Annotated in this window: 15 protein-coding genes; 8 read left to right on the forward strand and 7 right to left on the reverse strand. The window is 53.3% G+C overall.

The genetic code is table 11. The features are described from left to right. Positions 1-13: 13 nt before the first annotated feature. From HMPREF3143_RS24205 to HMPREF3143_RS24220, 4 genes are all read right to left on the reverse strand, one after another. Positions 14-1,024, reverse strand: coding sequence for a fimbrial protein (locus tag HMPREF3143_RS24205; protein WP_023294518.1), 1,011 nt, complete (start codon positions 1,022-1,024; stop codon positions 14-16). A 6-nt stretch (positions 1,025-1,030) separates the two neighbouring features. Next, positions 1,031-3,613, reverse strand: coding sequence for a fimbria/pilus outer membrane usher protein (locus HMPREF3143_RS24210; RefSeq protein WP_070534408.1), 2,583 nt, complete (start codon positions 3,611-3,613; stop codon positions 1,031-1,033). Between the two features lie 32 nt (positions 3,614-3,645). After that, on the reverse strand, positions 3,646-4,350 hold the full coding sequence (locus tag HMPREF3143_RS24215; RefSeq protein ID WP_225828762.1) for a fimbrial biogenesis chaperone: 705 nt from the start codon (positions 4,348-4,350) through the stop codon (positions 3,646-3,648). Between the two features lie 93 nt (positions 4,351-4,443). Then, positions 4,444-5,004: a fimbrial protein gene (locus tag HMPREF3143_RS24220; protein ID WP_023294516.1), complete on the reverse strand. Its 561-nt coding sequence runs from the start codon at positions 5,002-5,004 to the stop codon at positions 4,444-4,446. Between the two features lie 448 nt (positions 5,005-5,452). Here HMPREF3143_RS24220 and speB point away from each other — a divergent pair, with 448 nt between their 5' ends. Continuing rightward, positions 5,453-6,373 (forward strand): agmatinase, encoded by a 921-nt coding sequence (speB, locus tag HMPREF3143_RS24225; protein ID WP_008499737.1) that lies wholly within the window; start codon positions 5,453-5,455, stop codon positions 6,371-6,373. Between the two features lie 51 nt (positions 6,374-6,424). Here the strand turns inward: speB and HMPREF3143_RS24230 are convergent, their stop codons facing one another. After that, positions 6,425-7,693: an OprD family outer membrane porin gene (locus HMPREF3143_RS24230; protein WP_008499736.1), complete on the reverse strand. Its 1,269-nt coding sequence runs from the start codon at positions 7,691-7,693 to the stop codon at positions 6,425-6,427. A 209-nt stretch (positions 7,694-7,902) separates the two neighbouring features. Further along, a complete protein-coding gene (locus tag HMPREF3143_RS24235) occupies positions 7,903-8,661 on the reverse strand; it encodes a metalloprotease LoiP (RefSeq protein WP_021242066.1) in 759 nt (252 codons plus the stop codon). A 272-nt stretch (positions 8,662-8,933) separates the two neighbouring features. Here HMPREF3143_RS24235 and tkt point away from each other — a divergent pair, with 272 nt between their 5' ends. The 7 genes from tkt to HMPREF3143_RS24270 all read left to right on the forward strand — a co-directional run bounded on the left by tkt (position 8,934) and on the right by HMPREF3143_RS24270 (position 17,304). After that, entirely contained in the window at positions 8,934-10,925 is a 1,992-nt protein-coding gene (gene tkt, locus HMPREF3143_RS24240; RefSeq protein WP_021242065.1) for a transketolase, read from the forward strand. A 326-nt stretch (positions 10,926-11,251) separates the two neighbouring features. After that, on the forward strand, positions 11,252-12,271 hold the full coding sequence (gene epd, locus HMPREF3143_RS24245) for an erythrose-4-phosphate dehydrogenase (protein ID WP_032675470.1): 1,020 nt from the start codon (positions 11,252-11,254) through the stop codon (positions 12,269-12,271). A gap of 49 nt (positions 12,272-12,320) precedes the next feature. Continuing rightward, on the forward strand, positions 12,321-13,484 hold the full coding sequence (pgk, locus tag HMPREF3143_RS24250) for a phosphoglycerate kinase (RefSeq protein WP_008499732.1): 1,164 nt from the start codon (positions 12,321-12,323) through the stop codon (positions 13,482-13,484). Positions 13,485-13,576: 92 nt separating this feature from the next. Next, positions 13,577-14,656: a class II fructose-bisphosphate aldolase gene (gene fbaA, locus HMPREF3143_RS24255; RefSeq protein WP_008499731.1), complete on the forward strand. Its 1,080-nt coding sequence runs from the start codon at positions 13,577-13,579 to the stop codon at positions 14,654-14,656. Positions 14,657-14,841: 185 nt separating this feature from the next. After that, positions 14,842-15,696 (forward strand): small-conductance mechanosensitive channel MscS, encoded by an 855-nt coding sequence (mscS, locus tag HMPREF3143_RS24260; RefSeq protein ID WP_008499730.1) that lies wholly within the window; start codon positions 14,842-14,844, stop codon positions 15,694-15,696. 148 nt (positions 15,697-15,844) lie between these two features. After that, complete coding sequence (gene argO / locus HMPREF3143_RS24265) at positions 15,845-16,480, forward strand: arginine exporter ArgO (RefSeq protein WP_032675469.1); 636 nt, start codon at positions 15,845-15,847, stop codon at positions 16,478-16,480. 92 nt (positions 16,481-16,572) lie between these two features. Beyond that, positions 16,573-17,304 carry an oxidative stress defense protein gene (locus tag HMPREF3143_RS24270; RefSeq protein WP_008499728.1) on the forward strand — a complete coding sequence of 244 codons (732 nt, stop codon included), beginning with the start codon at positions 16,573-16,575 and terminating at the stop codon, positions 17,302-17,304. A 43-nt stretch (positions 17,305-17,347) separates the two neighbouring features. Here the strand turns inward: HMPREF3143_RS24270 and argP are convergent, their stop codons facing one another. Further along, positions 17,348-18,241, reverse strand: a complete 894-nt coding sequence (gene argP / locus HMPREF3143_RS24275) for a DNA-binding transcriptional regulator ArgP (protein WP_008499727.1) — start codon at positions 18,239-18,241, stop codon at positions 17,348-17,350. Between the last annotated feature and the right edge of the window lie 107 nt (positions 18,242-18,348).

An 18,348-nucleotide genomic window follows, 5' to 3' on the forward strand; every position in this document is an offset into this window, starting at 1 on the left:
CTCTCCTTGATAATTATCTTAAAGCCATGGTGTATTGAATTGCGCCGACCACCCTGCCAGCACTTAATGAGTTTTCGCGATTAACCTCGGCAGGAACGAATATCTGGGCCTGATAGTTTTTAGTTAAGCGGGATGAAACCTGGAAAGGGTATTCTTTTCCAAGAACAAGGGCCGATGAGACATAAGGGCTGGATTTTTCGTAAACCATAATCGCGAAATTTTTCGCGTAGCCTTCGCCGGTCTCGACGCCCAAAAGACCGTTCATTGATGCGAATTTGGTATTGATCAGGGAAGAGAAAGTTAAGCCAACTTGTGCCTGTTCCGGGCATGTGATGGTAATAGAAAAGTCCTTTTTATCACCTTGATAATTTAGCGTATTCTGGAATGAAGCAATACTGTAGGTTCCCAAATCGACGTTGGTCGACGAGGGATAAATGGAACATGAACGCGTATTTACTTTAATTGGCGCTGAGAAATTGATAGTAAGAATACGAAGCGCATCCTCTGGCGTGAGCAAAGGTTTGACTTTTACGTTAACCATTTCGCCGGCAGGGATCTCGGATTCTCCCTGATTAATATTACCTGTCTGCACGAATTCTACCAATACGGTGCTGTTGTCGATAGAACAGCTCGGGCTGCAGGTCACCGGAGAGCCGGAGTTACCCGGCACCCAGGTGTTTCCTGCGTTGGCTGGCCATTTCATCCGAATACCGATACCCGGAATTTCGGTTGTATAGACTTTATCTACCGAGGAAGAGAGATAATTTCGGCTGTAAGCGGTGTGCCACTGCGTTTGCGTTGATTCATCACAGATATATTTGATGTTAGGTGCAGTATACGTTTTCGACCATAAGACCGTTCCAGTGGAGCCTTTATCCGCAGGGTTTAACGTAATGTCGTCTGTAATATTTAAAACCTTTTCCACGCCTTCGAGTCTGCACGCTGAGGCTTTTGCTTCAAGGGTAAACATCCATAAAACGGATAATAAAACGAGATAAAGCAGAGTAGTAATGTATTTATTCATTTTCTGTTAAAGGCCTTTGCAGAGAATATCTATTGCATTAAAGGAGGCGGCTTTATTCATGTTGCGGGTTTTTCTGTTATCAGAAAGGTGATTGACTTCTGCTGAGCACGCGTTCATCACCTTATTACTATTCCATTTAATAACGATCGGCTTGCCAGGTTCAGGTAAGGTCAGCATTGCCAGGCCACCCTGTCCGACCATACCGAGCGTGGTATTGCTACCATCGGTAATGGATGCGCCGAAGGGGATCTTTTTCCCGGAGGCATGTGTGAAGCGCACAAAGGTCTGTTGCTTCTGCTGTGTTTCCATTTTGATATGCACGGCGGCACCGGCGGTTGGCACAATGCTCTTACGCGTATCCTCTACATCGACACTCATTGATGTACCTTTTGGATCAATGAAGACATCGTTGTATCTGTAAGGCGTCAGATAGCCGACAATCCCGTAGCCGTTATCTTTAATGACCGCATTTGAATCAGGGTAAACTCTTGCCCCTTCAGCGCCTTTGGCCTCTATCACGCCAATGGTGTCGCCTAACGTTGGGGTCAAATTGATACCGCCACGGTGCACAACCACGCCACCGTTCATGTTCAGACCGCCCATGAAGCTATGGAGGGACTGGCTGAACGCGACGCCGCCGGAAGCGCTATCGCCCACATAAGACAGGTTGGTACCGAAGTTGGTTTCTGGCCTGCTGGACTCGCTGAAGTAGCCGCTAAAGCCATACTGCGATCGCTCGCCGGCCGAGCCGCTGAGCGAGGTGCGGATGGTGGCCTCATCACTGTTGTAGCTAAAGTTTGCTCCCAAGCGAGCCTGTTTTTCATAACGATGGCCGAGCGGCATAGATACGCTCAGGTAGATCGTATCGTCGTGACCACCGTCTTCATTGTTGGTTCGGCCAAGCGAAATGCCCCAGGTCGACGAGCCAAACCGGTTGTTGTATCCCAGCGCGTAGTTGGATTTTTCCGTGCGGCCCAGTTCATCGTTCCAGATGTTGCCGATGAAACCACTGACGTAGAAACTTCCCCAACCCGCAGGCAGCATCTGGTTGATGTTTGCTTCCAGGCGTTCACGATAGCGTTCGGGTAAATATCGGTCGTTACCATGCTCCAGCGCCTGCTTCACGCTGACGGCATCCGACAGCGAGTAGTAATTTTTACTGGAGTAGCGGTAACCCACCAGGCTGAAATTTGTCCCGGTTTCGGAAAGATTTTTAGCAAGGCTGATACGCAGGGACATGTCACACAGTGAGCCGCAGTCATCGCTCCCGGTGCTGGAGTTAAAGTTCGTATAAGAGCGGGTAACGTCCAGGCCTAATGCCCCCAGCGGGGTATTGATAGCCACACCACCCAGCAGGGCGTTGTAATCGCCATCAAACGCGGTTTGAGCGCCTACGTAACCGGTCAGATTATTAAGCAAACCGTACTGAAGCGTGCCTTCCGTCATCCACGGATCATCGGCAAGAAATGTGTTGCGGATTTCACCCGAGGAGACCGAATAGCGAAAATAGCCTTCGCGCAGCAGCTGCGGAACGCTGGAGTAGGGGACGGTAAAGGTATTGATGGTGCCATCGGTCTCTTTGACGGTGACTTCCAGATCGCCGTTGTAGCCCGTTGCATAGAGATCGCTGATGGCAAACTCGCCAGGGGGAACCACTTTTTCATAGAGGGTACTGCCAGACTGCTTGATGGTGACCGTCGCGTTGCTGTTGGCAAAACCACGAACGACAGGCGCATAGCTGCGCACGGAATCCGGCAGCATGCGATCGTCGGTGGCGAGTCTGACGCCGCGAATAGCCGTTGTATCAAACATCTCCCCGCTGGTGTTGAGATCGCCCAGCACCACTTCAGATTGCCAGGCCGCAATTCCCCGGCTGGCAAATGCCTGCAGATGATCGACCCCTTCATCCTCAATATCATTGCCGAGGTTCAGGGTGTCATAGGTTACAAAACGCCACGCTCCGAGCGTCATAGCGGTTTGCAGGTTACCAAAGAGATAGTTGCTGGTTTCACCTAACTCACGGTTGCGCGTGCTTGAACCACTCAGCGCGTAGGAGGCCATGAGGGTAGGTTCACCGTCATCCCATAGTTCAGGGCTGATATAACCCTCTGGTGTATTGAGCAGCATCGCCTGCGGAACGGTGACATCCAGGCGCTCATCATCCTGGTTGTAGGTGACGGTCGCGCCGGGGATAAGCGTTTCGAGGATCAGGCAGCGGCCCGTCTTCCAGTTTTCCGGCAGTTTGCTGGTATCGACATCAAAGCGGATAATCATTTCCGGCGTCATGCAGGCATTTACGCCCTGCGTATTGTTTGCCGGAATAAATGAAATGGGCCAGGTTCCTAATTTCCGCAAGTTGCTAAATACTTCCAGTTTGTAATCACCTGGCTGGATTTTATCTACCCCGTCGAACTGGCTAAGGTCTAATCCACTGTCATAGAAATTCATAAAGCTGCGAGAAAAGTTTACCGCTTTTTTTTCTGTTTCTGCGTTAACCTGGCCTGAAATGCACAATGCCAGAATCATTATCTGGCCAAGGGTACTTTTCGCTTTTTTGAGAAGCCTGTATTTATTATGGCGTGCGGACATTTGACCTTCCGAAAGGTAGAGCGTATAAAAAGTTAAAAGTTATAGGTGCGCTTAATATATGCGCCTAAATCAGTGATATAATTGTATTTAAATATGCCGCGTCCACTCACTGCGCTCACCTGCGGAAAGTGATAAACCAGCGTTCCATAAGGGACAATCATGTCACCGGGGATCTCAATGTCTTTATTGTCGGCATTCGTTAGCCACACGCTCGTCATGCTCACGTGGAAAGGCGAATTATTGGTTCCCACCACGTCGTAGCCCTTTGCCACTTTACGCAGTTCCCACTTCAGATCGTCGCCCGCCTGCATGGGATTGCCTTTCAGGCCCGCAGGGCGATAGAAAAATTTGATCATCGTGCGGAACGCCATTTTTATCTGATTCCGATCCGCCTCTTCCGGCAGTTCAGGTGGAATATCCAGCACGTTTAGCCAGAGCAGGGTTTCGCGATCTTTCGGGTATTTTCCTGCGGCTTCCTCTGTCTGGAATATACGGAAAACTTTCCCTTTCTGACCGTTTACGCGCGCAGCGGGAGGGTTGATAAAGAACGGAAGATTCTCCTTCTCCGTCCCATCGGTTTTGTCGGTGCTGGAAAGCCAGACCTGCACCAGCTCCGGGTTTTTACTGAGGTTATTTACGCGAACGGTTTGTTCACTCTCGTTTGCATTGAATGCCACACGAGTTGTTAAAATTTGTATAGTGGCGTTGGCGCAGGGGAACCACGTCAATGTCACCATTAACATTACTTTGAGAATATTACTGACCATCAGGCTCAACGTTCCTAAATGTGGCAGGGAAAGCAGTGGGATAACTCCCACTGCTCAAAGGTCTTACTGGTACTTAATGGAATAAATGACTTCAGTGGTGACTTTACCGGCCGTTGCCGCACCGCCGGTGGCAACGTACTGCGCCCAGTAGTCGAAGCGAGCGGTATTACCCGAAATGACCGCTGTTTTCGGGTTATTGTTTGCGGTATTCAAATCCAAAACAGCTTTGCTGGAATCTAACAGACCGATTTCAACTTTATCGGCACCACCCGTGGTAACGGTGTTTTTCAGGTTACCGGTCGCGGTGTTGATATTGGTGCTCTGTGCCAGTTCGAAGAAGACGCTGGCGACTTTGTTGTTGGTGCAATTTGAGCCGCTCAGTTTAATGAAGAATGGCGTGTCTCCCGCGCGCTGACCCGCAGTGGCTAGCGCGGTGGTGCTGACGCTTGGCAGATGCACGGTGAAATCAGGAGAGGTGGATTCACCCTGTGCGTCACCGCCTGTAATAATACAGGTGGCGTCACTGATCGTTCCGTCAAAGGTAATTGTGCCATCTTCTGCCGCTGCTGCAGAACCCGCTCCCGCCAGAATGGTAAAAAGACCAATTTTTAAATATTTGTTCATAGATAATTCCATTTAGACATAAATTTTAATAAAGCGGCGGGATTGTAGGGAGTAAAAAAAGAGAAAACCACAGGTTGAAACTAAATAAATTCCGAATTGAGACTGTCTCATGCTGTTTATGTATGTATGAATATGGTATGAGGCGTTTTTTCCTTTGAATTACAAGGGCGAAATAGATGGTGGGATGAATTAAATATTCACTTGGAAAATATATGGATTGTAAAGATTATAATATTTTTATGGCTATGATTTTATTTGGTGAATAGGATGGGTTGTCTATATATGTTGTATTTATGAGTCGCTTGAATTTAATGGATTCAGGCGCTATTCTTAGCGCCATACAGCATTACGATATGAAACGATCCCTTCCTCGTCGGGCTTAACGACGCGGAAGGGATTTTTTTTCACCTTTAGCAACGATCGTTTATCTATGATACGAGGACAGGACATGAGCACTTTAGGTCATCAGTACGATAACTCTCTGGTATCTAACGCGTTTGGTTTTTTACGCCTTCCGATGAACTTCCAGCCGTACGACAGTGATGCGGACTGGGTGATCACCGGCGTGCCGTTCGACATGGCAACGTCAGGCCGTGCGGGTGGCCGTCATGGCCCGGCGGCGATCCGTCAGGTTTCCACTAACCTGGCCTGGGAGCACAACCGCTTCCCGTGGAACTTCGACATGCGCGAGCGTCTGAACGTGGTGGACTGCGGTGACCTGGTGTACGCCTTTGGCGACGCGCGTGAGATGAGCGAAAAGCTGCAGGCCCACGCCGAGAAGCTGCTGGCTGCCGGTAAGCGCATGCTCTCCTTCGGCGGCGACCACTTCGTGACCCTGCCGCTGCTGCGCGCCCACGCGAAGCACTTTGGTAAAATGGCGCTGGTGCACTTCGATGCCCACACCGACACCTACGCCAACGGCTGTGAGTTTGACCACGGCACCATGTTCTTCACCGCGCCGAACGAAGGTCTGATCGACCCGAACCACTCCGTGCAGATCGGTATTCGCACTGAATTCGACAAAGACAACGGCTTCACCGTGCTGGATGCGGGTCAGGTTAACGATCGCGGTGTTGATGACATCCTCGCGCAGGTGAAGCAGATCGTGGGTGATATGCCTGTGTATCTGACCTTCGACATCGACTGCCTGGATCCGGCATTTGCGCCGGGTACCGGTACGCCGGTGATCGGCGGCCTGACCTCAGACCGTGCCATCAAGCTGGTGCGCGGCCTGAAGGATCTTAACATTGTCGGGATGGACGTGGTGGAAGTGGCGCCTGCGTATGACCAGTCCGAGATCACTGCGCTGGCCGCAGCGACCCTGGCTCTGGAAATGCTCTACATCCAGGCAGCCAAAAAAGGCGAATAAGCCTCTTCTGGCGTAAAAAAAACCTCTCCCTGGAGAGGTTTTTTATTGCCTTTAAAAGACGTTAAACGGGTATTCCACATAAGCGCGGATCTCGTCCCCACCCACGTTATAATCGCTGGCGTTGCTGGAGACGCGCAGTACGGAATAGCGCAGTTTCAGTTTCAGATCCTTCGCCGGGCCATCCTGCACCTGGTACTGGATCTGATTAAACCACTCGTGCTCTTTGCCGTTGCTGGTTTCTGCGGTTTTGATGTTGTCCCCGCGCACGTAGGCGGTGGTCCAGCTCAGACCCGGCAGGCCAAGGCCACCAAAGTCCAGACCGTAGGATGCCTGCCAGGAACGTTCATCTTCGCCGTTAAAATCAGACCAGTAGGAATTTGCCAGCCAGATGGTGTTACCGCCATCACCCACGCCGCCCTGGTCGCGGTAGCCGCCGTAGTTGTAGCCGGTGCTGCCGCTGCTCTGCTGGTACGCCACTTTGAATGTGTGAATATCCCAGATGTAGCTCGCCGCCAGGCTCCAGATAGCGTTGCTGCGGCCCGTGTCGAGGCTGTCCGCATAACTCTGGTCCAGACGGGAGTTATAACCGTTGAAGTCGAGCACCAGCTGCTGCCCGGTGCTGAACGGCTGTTTGAAGTTCAGGCCCAGATATTGCTTGTTCATCACCTCTTCATTGTGAGAGGCGTAAAACGCGCCGCTGAACTGGTCGTTGAACTGGTAGCTCGCGCCGCCGAAGGAGAGGCTCTTCAGCCCGCTGTCGTGGCGGTCGTCACTTTTACGCTGCTCGTCCGTGAAATAACCGGCGTTGATTTCCAGACCATCGATCTCTTTTGAGGTCAGCATGGTGCCGGTATAGCTTTCAAACAGCAGGCGGGAGCTGTCGGCATTCACGATAGGCAATTCTGGTCGCTGATTCCCGTAGCTCAGTACGGTATTCGAGATGCGCATTTTGGCGGTTGCGCCAAACTTTGCCAGATCGGATTTTGCCCGGCCGTCGTCTTCCTGCTTAAAGAAGTCGATGCCGCCCGCGCCGCTCTTGCCGCGGCCGCCGTCCAGGCGCACGCCGTATTGAGCAATACCGTCCACACCAAAGCCAACCGGTCCTTCAGTATAGCCGGATGCAAACGTGGCGATGATCCCCTGACCCCATTCGGCTTTGTCCTGCTGGCCCTGATGATAATCACGGCTGATATACGCATTGCGTAAAAACAGGTCCAGATGGCTGTCGTCAATAAAACCCTGGCTGTCGGATTGCTGACTTGCAGCGGCAGGTAATGCGGCAAATAAACTTAAAGCAATTAATGATAATTCTTTTTTCACGGAGGGAACGTCTCTGTCTGGATATATTAATTGAATAACTGCAGGGGGGATAATTACCGGAAAAAGTGACCTTTGCAATAATTATGTGACCAGGTGTTTCGATGTGACAGGGCAGATTTTGCGGGGCTTCCAGGGGTGTTATCGATACGTGCTGTTAAGTTAACAATTCATGCGAAATAAAAAGGAGGCAAAACTGCCTCCTTCTGAAATTATTTAATTCCGTCTGCGGCCATACGGTCGCGAATATGCTGTGCGCGTTCTTCTGAGGCAGGGTGATCGTCAAACATGGAGCTTTGACGTCCCGCTTCCAGCTTGGCCAGTTTTTCGAAGCTGGTGGCTAAACCGGATGGATTAATGCCGCGTTTGCGCAACAGATCGTAGGAGTAATCATCCGCTTCGGACTCCTGGCGCTGGGAGAACTGAGAGTTCACCAGCTTTTCACCTACGTCGCCCAGCTGTGACTGCGACAGGCTGCCAACGATACCGCCTGCAGAGGCTGCCGCTGCGCGGATGGCATTGGTGCCCAGGGCTACCTGCATCCCTTTCTTCACGTGGCCCAGGGCAACGTGGCCCATTTCATGGCCGATAACCGCTTCCACTTCGTTGTCGGTCATCATGTCCATCAGCCCGCTGTAAACGCGGATACAGCCGTTTGCCATCGCGAAGGCGTTGACGTCTTTCGCCATGTACACCTTGTAGTTCACCGGCTGGCCGTTGATGTTATCGCCCAGCGCGGAAGCAATCTTATTCAGACGCTGCGTGTAGGTACTGTTAGCCGGCGCAAGCGTGGCTTTTCCGTCCATATCTTTACAGGCCTGGTCGCTCAGCGCTTTTACCTGCGCATCGCTCAGGGAATAGGCCTGAAAGGCCTCTGCGCCTGACGTCATCAGACCGTTAGAGTCCATATTCTGACAGCCGCTCAGCAGGAGCGTTGTACCCAGGGCCAGCACTATTGCACGCATTTTCATGAGGTTGCTTCCGTACTCGTTAATCTGAATAAAATCCGAAAAGTGCACCGTCAGCGAAGCCGGTGTTGGGCTAAGTATAAGGAATATCTACAGGGCCGGGCGAGCAGATTGCGCAACATGCGAGCATGATCCAGAGATTTCTTAACAAGCAAAAGAATGCTCCATGTACATGACTTGCGGCTTGGGTTACATTGTTGGCACTTTTTTCCGGCGTAGCCCAAAACGCGCTGTCGTCAAGGGCATGGCCTTTAACAGTCCGATCTGGAGTTAAAATGTCCTCACGTAAAGAGCTTGCTAATGCTATTCGTGCGCTGAGCATGGACGCAGTACAGAAAGCCAAATCCGGCCACCCAGGGGCCCCTATGGGTATGGCTGATATCGCCGAAGTTCTGTGGCGCGATTTCCTGAACCACAACCCGCAGAACCCGTCATGGGCTGACCGCGACCGCTTCGTGCTGTCAAACGGCCACGGCTCTATGCTGATCTATAGCCTGCTGCACCTCACCGGCTACGATCTGCCTATCGAAGAGCTGAAAAACTTCCGCCAGCTGCACTCTAAAACTCCAGGTCACCCGGAAGTGGGCTACACCGCTGGCGTAGAAACCACCACCGGCCCGCTGGGTCAGGGTATTGCAAACGCTGTGGGTATGGCGATTGCTGAGAAGACCCTGGCGGCGCAGTTCAACCGTCCTGGCCACGACATCGTTGACCACTTCACCTACGCGTTCATGGGCGATGGCTGCATGATGGAAGGCATTTCTCACGAAGTGTGCTCCCTGGCAGGTACCCTGAAGCTGGGTAAACTGGTTGCGTTCTATGACGACAACGGTATCTCCATCGACGGTCACGTTGAGGGCTGGTTCACTGACGACACCGCTGCACGTTTCGAAGCCTACGGCTGGCACGTTGTGCGTGGCGTTGATGGCCACGATGCTGACTCGATTAAACGTGCAGTAGAAGAAGCGCGCGCTGTGACGGACAAACCGTCCCTGCTGATGTGCAAAACCATCATTGGCTTCGGTTCTCCGAACAAAGCGGGTACGCACGACTCCCACGGCGCGCCGCTGGGCGACGCGGAAATCGCACTGACCCGCGAAGCGCTGGGCTGGAAATACCCTGCATTCGAAATCCCATCTGAGATCTATGCTCAGTGGGATGCAAAAGAAGTAGGCCAGGCGAAAGAAGCGGCATGGAACGAGAAGTTCGCTGCTTACGCGAAAGCCTTCCCACAGGAAGCGGCTGAATTCACCCGCCGTATGAAAGGTGACATGCCGTCTGACTTCGACGCGAAAGCGAACGAATTCATCGCTAAGCTGCAGGCGAACCCGTCTAAAATCGCGAGCCGTAAAGCGTCTCAGAATGCCATTGAAGCGTTCGGTCCTCTGCTGCCTGAATTCCTCGGCGGCTCCGCTGACCTGGCGCCATCTAACCTGACCCTGTGGTCCGGTTCTAAGCCAATCAACGAAGACACTGCCGGTAACTACATCCATTACGGTGTACGTGAATTCGGTATGACTGCGATTGCCAACGGTATCTCCCTGCACGGTGGTTTCCTGCCGTACACCTCTACCTTCCTGATGTTCGTTGAATATGCGCGTAACGCCGTGCGTATGGCGGCGCTGATGAAACAGCGTCAGGTGATGGTCTATACCCACGACTCCATCGGTCTGGGCGAAGACGGCCCAACTCACCAGCCGGTAGAGCAGGTGGCTTCCCTGCGCGTGACCCCGAACATGAGCACATGGCGTCCGTGTGACCAGGTGGAATCCGCGGTAGCGTGGAAATACGGCGTTGAGCGTCAGGACGGTCCTACCGCGCTGATCCTCTCCCGTCAGAACCTGGCGCAGCAGGAACGTACCCCAGAGCAGCTGGCGAACATCGCGCGCGGCGGTTATGTGCTGAAAGATTGCGCGGGCCAGCCAGAGCTGATCTTCATCGCTACCGGTTCTGAAGTTGAGCTGGCCGTTGCTGCATGGGAAAAACTGACTGCCGAAGGCGTGAAGGCGCGCGTGGTTTCCATGCCGTCTACCGACGCGTTCGACAAGCAGGATGCGGCTTACCGTGAATCCGTACTGCCTAAAGCGGTTTCCGCCCGTGTGGCAGTGGAAGCGGGTATCGCTGACTACTGGTTCAAATATGTGGGCCTGAACGGCGCTATCGTCGGTATGACCACCTTCGGTGAATCTGCTCCGGCAGAACTGCTGTTCGAAGAGTTCGGCTTCACCGTTGAGAACGTTGTCGCGAAGGCGAAAGAACTGCTGTAATCACCATTTTGCCCGGTGGCGCTTATGCTTACCGGGCCTACAAATGGCTCGAAAGTAGGCCGGGTAAGCGCTAGCGCGCCACCCGGCTTTTTTGTAAGCATTATTCCACCTAAAATGTGACGCAAGTCATATAGCTCGCTTATTCATCTGGACAGACATTCCTTTTATTCCCCGATTCGCTTATTCTTGCTGAAGCGTTTCAGTCGATTAAATGTTCGACAAATGACCAATCAATCGCAGTTTGTGACAGCAAGGATTCCCCTTCGGGCGTAGCTGGATTACTCTTTCAGCCACCTCAAACTCAGGGATTGCTTTGCAGGAGATCTATGACCGTACGCGTAGCGATTAACGGCTTCGGTCGCATCGGGCGTAATGTGGTTCGTGCTTTGTATGAATCCGGACGTCGGGCGGAAATGACCGTGGTGGCAATCAATGAACTGGCGGATGCTGCGGGCATGGCGCATTTGTTGAAGTATGACACCAGCCACGGACGCTTTGCCTGGGATGTGCGCCAGGAAAGAGATCAGCTTTTTGTGGGTGATGACGCTATTCGTGTGCTGCATGAGAACAGCATCTCCGGGCTACCCTGGCGTGAACTGGGTGTGGATGTGGTGCTTGACTGTACCGGTGTGTATGGCAATCGCGAACATGGCGAAGCGCATCTCTCTGCAGGTGCGAAAAAAGTCCTGTTTTCTCATCCCGGCAGTAACGACCTCGACGCGACCGTCGTGTTTGGCGTCAACCAGCATGAGCTGCAAGCCGAACATCGCATTGTTTCCAACGCCTCCTGTACCACCAACTGCATTATTCCGGTCATCAAACTGTTAGACGATGCGTATGGCATTGAGTCCGGCACCGTGACCACGATTCACTCCGCCATGCACGATCAACAGGTCATTGACGCTTACCACCCGGATTTACGGCGCACGCGTGCAGCGAGCCAGTCAATCATTCCGGTGGATACAAAGCTGGCTGCTGGGATTACCCGAATTTTTCCGCAGTTCAACGATCGTTTTGAGGCGATTGCCGTGCGCGTCCCGACGATCAACGTCACCGCGATCGACCTTAGCGTGACGGTGAAAAAACCGGTAAAAGCCTGTGAAGTCAACCTGTTGCTGCAAAAAGCGGCACAGGGGGCATTTCATGGTATAGTTGACTATACGGAATTACCGTTGGTCTCAGTAGATTTTAACCACGACCCGCACAGCGCCATCGTCGATGGCACGCAAACGAGGGTCAGTGGCGCACACCTTATCAAGACGCTGGTCTGGTGTGATAACGAATGGGGCTTTGCTAACCGAATGCTCGACACCACGTTAGCAATGGCTGCTCAAGGTTTCAGGTAAGGCGCATCGTGCGTCTGCAAAACTTTAAGAATCAACGAGAGGATTCACCATGTCTGTAATTAAGATGACCGATCTGGATCTGGCTGGTAAACGCGTTTTCATCCGTGCCGATCTGAACGTACCGGTTAAAGATGGCAAAGTGACCAGCGACGCGCGTATCCGTGCATCTCTGCCAACCATCGAACTGGCTCTGAAGCAGGGCGCGAAAGTGATGGTCACCTCCCACCTGGGTCGTCCAACTGAAGGCGAGTACAACGAAGAGTTCTCTCTGCTGCCAGTGGTTAATTACCTGAAAGACAAACTGTCCAACCCGGTTCGCCTGGTGAAAGATTACCTGGACGGCGTTGACGTTGCAGCCGGTGAACTGGTTGTGCTGGAAAACGTTCGCTTCAACAAAGGCGAGAAGAAAGACGACGAAACCCTGTCCAAAAAATACGCTGCACTGTGCGACGTATTCGTGATGGATGCATTCGGTACGGCTCACCGTGCTCAGGCGTCTACCCATGGTATCGGTAAATTCGCAGACGTAGCGTGTGCCGGTCCTCTGCTGGCTGACGAACTGGAAGCGCTGGGTAAAGCACTGAAAGAGCCTGCTCGTCCGATGGTCGCTATCGTTGGTGGTTCTAAAGTTTCTACCAAACTGACCGTTCTGGATTCTCTGTCTAAAATCGCTGACCAGCTGATCGTTGGCGGTGGTATCGCGAACACCTTCGTTGCCGCTCAGGGCCACAACGTCGGTAAATCCCTGTACGAAGCAGACCTGGTTGACGAAGCCAAACGCCTGCTGGGTACCTGTGATATCCCGGTTCCAACTGACGTTCGCGTCGCGACCGAGTTCTCCGAAACCGCAACCGCGACCCTGAAATCTGTAAACGACATCAAAGACGAAGAGCAGATTCTGGACCTGGGCGACGTTTCTGCACAGAAACTGGCTGAAATCCTCAAAAACGCAAAAACTATCCTGTGGAACGGTCCTGTTGGCGTGTTCGAATTCCCGAACTTCCGCAAAGGGACTGAAATCGTGGCTAACGCAATCGCAGACAGCGAAGCGTTCTCTATCGCAGGCGGTGGTGACACCCTGGCAGCAATCGACCTGTTCGGTATCGCTGACAAGATCTCCTATATCTCCACTGGTGGCGGCGCATTCCTCGAATTCGTGGAAGGCAAAGTACTGCCAGCAGTAGCAATGCTCGAAGAGCGCGCTAAGAAGTAAGCCATTCAAGGGCAGGGAAACCTGCCCAATTTTCAGCGCGCTTTTAAGAGCTCGCACCTTTTCTAACGGCCGAAGATACAGGACTAAGCAACATGTCTAAAATTTTTGATTTCGTAAAACCTGGCGTTATCACTGGTGATGACGTACAGAAAGTGTTCCAGGTAGCTAAAGAAAACAACTTCGCTCTGCCAGCAGTTAACTGCGTGGGTACCGACTCCATCAACGCCGTACTGGAAACTGCTGCTAAAGTTAAAGCTCCAGTTATCGTTCAGTTCTCTAACGGCGGCGCTGCGTTCATCGCAGGTAAAGGCGTGAAAACTGACATTCCTCAGGGTGCTGCAATCCTGGGCGCTATCTCTGGTGCGCACCACGTACACCAGATGGCTGAACACTACGGTGTTCCAGTTATCCTGCACACTGACCACTGCGCGAAGAAACTGCTGCCGTGGATCGACGGTCTGCTGGACGCGGGTGAAAAACACTTCGCGGCAACCGGTAAGCCACTGTTCTCTTCTCACATGATCGACCTGTCTGAAGAGTCACTGCACGAAAACATCGAAATCTGCTCCAAGTACCTGGCGCGCATGGCCAAAATGGACATGACCCTGGAAATCGAACTGGGTTGCACCGGCGGTGAAGAAGACGGCGTGGACAACAGCCACATGGACGCTTCTGCACTGTACACCCAGCCAGAAGACGTTGATTACGCTTACACCGAGCTGAGCAAAATCAGCCCACGCTTCACCATTGCAGCGTCCTTCGGTAACGTACACGGCGTTTACAAACCAGGTAACGTGGTTCTGACCCCAACCATCCTGCGTGATTCTCAGGAATACGTTTCCAAGAAACACAACCTGCCGCACAACAGCCTGAACTTCGTCTTCCACGGCGGTTCCGGTTCTTCTGCTCAGGAAATCAAAGACTCCGTAAGCTACGGCGTTGTGAAAATGAACATCGACACCGACACCCAGTGGGCAACTTGGGACGGTATCCTGCAGTACTACAAAGCGAACGAAGCTTACCTGCAGGGCCAGCTGGGCAACCCGAAAGGCGAAGACCAGCCGAACAAGAAATACTACGATCCACGCGTATGGCTGCGCGCAGCGCAGACGTCCATGGTGACCCGTCTGGAGCAGGCTTTCAAAGAACTGAACGCAATCGACGTTCTGTAATTTGAGCTGCTAACAGCATCAAAAGGCCCGCAAATGCGGGCTTTTTTTATGCTTTTTCAATACCCTGCCAGCCCTGTTTTTGTGATCTGTTTGGCAAAGCCGGTGCTTTTTGTTTACCCTTTACTGACCTGCCTGTCTCCATGGGGGATGGATTTTGTGTTTTGGTTTAACAAAAGGAAGAATAAATGGAACAACTCGATGTTGTAGACAGCATCAATAACGCCGGTAACTGGCTGGTGCGCAACCAGGCCCTGCTGCTGAGCTATGCCGTGAACATCGTCGCGGCGATTGCCATCATCATCGTCGGGATGATCGTGGCGCGTATTGTCTCGAATACGGTTAACCGCGTAATGCTGGCCCGTCACATTGACGCCACGGTGGCAGACTTCCTCTCCGCACTGGTGCGCTACGGCATTATCGCCTTCACGCTGATTGCCGCGCTGGGCCGTGTGGGGGTGCAAACCGCCTCCGTCATCGCCGTTCTCGGTGCCGCCGGTCTGGCCATTGGTCTGGCACTGCAGGGCTCGCTTTCAAACCTGGCGGCAGGCGTGCTGCTGGTGACCTTCCGTCCGTTCCGCTCCGGCGAATACGTTGACCTTGGCGGCATTGCCGGAACCGTGCTGCAGGTGCAGATTTTCTCAACGACTATGCGTACCGTCGATGGCCGCATCGTGGTCGTGCCGAACGGGAAAATTATCGCGGGCAACATTATCAACTTCTCCCGTGAGCCGGTGCGTCGTAACGAACTGATTATCAGCGTGGCATACGACTCCGACATCGATCAGGTGAAGTCGCTGATTACCAACATCATTGCTTCAGACGATCGCATTCTGAAAGACAAAGAGCAGACGGTTCGCCTGAATGAACTCGGCGCTTCCTCCATTAACTTTGTGGTGCGTATCTGGAGTAAAAGCAGCGATCTGCAAAACGTGTACTGGGACGTGCTGGAACGCATTAAGCGCGACTTCGACGCCAACGGCATCAGTTTCCCGTATCCGCAGATGGACGTGAATCTTAAACGCGAGAAAGCCGCCGAGTAATCCCCCGACGTTGTAGGCCCGGTAAGCGCTAGCGCCACCGGGCTTTACCTTCATAAGCTCCGCTAATACCCAATTAATATTATCCATTTCATCTAATGTGATTCGCGCAGTATAGTCAGCTTCCAGAACAACTCTGCGAGAAATCATCATGCTATCTTATTATTTTCAAGGGCTTGCCTTAGGTGCAGCCATGATCCTTCCCCTCGGCCCGCAAAATGCGTTCGTGATGAATCAGGGCATCCGCCGCCAGTACCATCTGATGATTGCCCTGCTGTGCGCGGTAAGCGATTTGCTGCTGATCTGTGCCGGGATTTTTGGCGGCAGCGCGCTGCTGATGCAGTCTCCGTGGCTGCTGGCGCTGGTCACCTGGGGCGGCGTGGCGTTTCTGCTCTGGTACGGATTCGGCGCGCTGAAAACGGCGATGAGCAGCAACCTCGAACTGGCGAGCGCGGAGGTCATGAAGCAGGGGCGCTGGAAGATTATCGTCACCATGCTGGCGGTGACCTGGCTTAACCCGCATGTGTATCTCGACACCTTCGTCGTGCTGGGCAGCCTGGGCGGTCAACTGGACGTTGAGCCGAAACGCTGGTTTGCGCTCGGTACGGTCAGCGCCTCTTTCATGTGGTTCTTCGGTCTCGCCATTCTGGCGGCCTGGCTGGCGCCTCGCCTGCGTACGGCCAAAGCCCAGCGCATCATTAATACCCTGGTCGGCCTGGTGATGTGGTTTATCGCTTTCCAGCTGGCGAAAGAGGGGATTCATCATGTCCAGGAATTGTTCAACTAATCCTTGTCTTATGGACAACTGAACAAGACCCGCTAAGCTTGCTGGCATGCGCCCTGTTATTGGGGCACTCTTCGCAACATGGAGGAATGACAGTGAAGTTTAAAGTGATGGCCCTGGCGGCATTAGTGAGTTTCGGTGCGGTGTCGGTGCAGGCAAGCGAATTGCCGGATGGCCCGCACATCGTCACGTCAGGCACCGCAAGCGTGGACGCGGTACCCGATGTTGCAACCCTGGCAATTGAGGTCAATGTGGCGGCGAAAGATGCAGCGACGGCCAAGAAGCAGGCTGACGATCGCGTTGCGCAATACCTCTCTTTCCTCGAGCAGAACGGTGTCGGTAAAAAAGATATCAACTCTGCGAACCTGCGTACTCAACCCGATTACGACTACCAGAATGGCAAAAGCATCCTGAAAGGCTACCGTGCGGTGCGTACCGTTGAAGTGACCGTGCGTCAGCTGGATAAGCTTAACTCGCTGCTGGACGGTGCGCTGAAGGCGGGCCTGAACGAGATCCGTTCCGTGTCGCTGGGCGTTGCGCAACCGGAGAAGTACAAAGACGAAGCGCGTAAAGCGGCGATTGATGATGCCATTCACCAGGCGGAACAGCTGGCTTCTGGCTTTAAGAGCAAGCTCGGTCCGGTTTACAGCGTGCGTTACCACGTCTCTAACTACCAGCCAAGCCCGATGGTTCGTATGATGAAGGCTGACGCAGCGCCGGTATCCGCTCAGGAAACTTACGAGCAGCCGACAATCCAGTTCGACGATCAGGTGGATGTGGTGTTCCAGCTTGAACCTGTTGCAGCACAGCCGAAACCGGCTCAGTAATCTGTAGGCCGGGTAAGGCGTAGCCGCCACCCGGCTTTTCTTTTTAATCCTGTCTCAATACCTTATGCCCGTACGCCAGCAGCGCGTCGGTGACGTTGCGCATCATCCGGCTTTCCGGCGCAAAACGGTGCCAGTAGAGCATCCGGCGCTGATACAGCCCCGGCGTCAGGTCAATCAGCTCACCGCTTTTCAACTCTTTTTCAATCTGCAGGTGCGGGATCATGCAGCAGGTCGTGCCCTGGCGCGCAAGCTGCACGAAGGCTTCAGACGAGTTCACGATATGGCACGGCACGCTGCCCGGCGGCAGGTCGAAGTTTTGCTGCAGGAACGCCTGATGCATATCGTCCAGATGGTCGAAGGCCACGGCAGGGGCTTTCAGCAGCGCCGCGCGGGTGACGCCGTTGGGGAAGTAGCGTTCCGCAAAGGCTTTTGAACCCACAAACAGATAGTCCAGGGCGCCTAACTGATCGACAAGACAGCTTGGCAGCGCCTGAGGCTGGATACTGACGGCCCCAACCACCTCACCACGACGCAGGCGCTCCTGAGTACGGGTTTCGTCTTCAACCTGCAAATTCAGGCGGATAGGGGAGTCCGCGAGGACCGGCGCAAGGGCCGGCAGCAGCCAGGTTGCCAGACTGTCGGCGTTGACCGCCAGAGAGAGCAGCAGCGGCGTAGAGCCCGTTTGCTCGTCACCCAGCCACTCGTCTTCCAGCAGTTCAACCTGGCGCAGCAGGGCGAGGAGCTTTTGTCCTTGCTCGGTTGGACGTGGCGGCACGGTACGCACCAGCAGCGGCTGGCCGAACATATTTTCAAGCTGTTTGATACGCTGAGAGACGGCGGACTGCGTGATGCAAAGCTTTTGCGCCGCGCGCTCAAAACCTCGTTCACGAATAACTGCATCAAGTGCCTGTAGTGTTCTGTAGTCCGGACGTTTCATTGCTCTGGCTGGCTCCTTAATTTTGCTTATTCTGCACTATGACACAATTTTCCCTTTGTGGCAGACGAATTCCATTCGACGTGTTCTATAATGCGCCCTGAGTTTTC

This window comes from Enterobacter sp. HMSC16D10 (assembly GCF_001807145.1).
Taxonomy (GTDB): Bacteria; Pseudomonadota; Gammaproteobacteria; order Enterobacterales; family Enterobacteriaceae; genus Enterobacter; species Enterobacter roggenkampii.

What these genes read in the sequence shown, in the direction of transcription:
- HMPREF3143_RS24205 (WP_023294518.1), bottom strand. Translation starts at nt 1,024, where the DNA reads ATGAATAAATACATTACTACTCTGCTTTATCTCGTTTTATTATCCGTT.
- HMPREF3143_RS24210 (WP_070534408.1), bottom strand. Translation starts at nt 3,613, where the DNA reads ATGTCCGCACGCCATAATAAATACAGGCTTCTCAAAAAAGCGAAAAGT.
- HMPREF3143_RS24215 (WP_225828762.1), bottom strand. Translation starts at nt 4,350, where the DNA reads ATGGTGACATTGACGTGGTTCCCCTGCGCCAACGCCACTATACAAATT.
- HMPREF3143_RS24220 (WP_023294516.1), bottom strand. Translation starts at nt 5,004, where the DNA reads ATGAACAAATATTTAAAAATTGGTCTTTTTACCATTCTGGCGGGAGCG.
- speB (WP_008499737.1), top strand. Translation starts at nt 5,453, where the DNA reads ATGAGCACTTTAGGTCATCAGTACGATAACTCTCTGGTATCTAACGCG.
- HMPREF3143_RS24235 (WP_021242066.1), bottom strand. Translation starts at nt 8,661, where the DNA reads ATGAAAATGCGTGCAATAGTGCTGGCCCTGGGTACAACGCTCCTGCTG.
- tkt (WP_021242065.1), top strand. Translation starts at nt 8,934, where the DNA reads ATGTCCTCACGTAAAGAGCTTGCTAATGCTATTCGTGCGCTGAGCATG.
- epd (WP_032675470.1), top strand. Translation starts at nt 11,252, where the DNA reads ATGACCGTACGCGTAGCGATTAACGGCTTCGGTCGCATCGGGCGTAAT.
- pgk (WP_008499732.1), top strand. Translation starts at nt 12,321, where the DNA reads ATGTCTGTAATTAAGATGACCGATCTGGATCTGGCTGGTAAACGCGTT.
- fbaA (WP_008499731.1), top strand. Translation starts at nt 13,577, where the DNA reads ATGTCTAAAATTTTTGATTTCGTAAAACCTGGCGTTATCACTGGTGAT.
- mscS (WP_008499730.1), top strand. Translation starts at nt 14,842, where the DNA reads ATGGAACAACTCGATGTTGTAGACAGCATCAATAACGCCGGTAACTGG.
- argO (WP_032675469.1), top strand. Translation starts at nt 15,845, where the DNA reads ATGCTATCTTATTATTTTCAAGGGCTTGCCTTAGGTGCAGCCATGATC.
- argP (WP_008499727.1), bottom strand. Translation starts at nt 18,241, where the DNA reads ATGAAACGTCCGGACTACAGAACACTACAGGCACTTGATGCAGTTATT.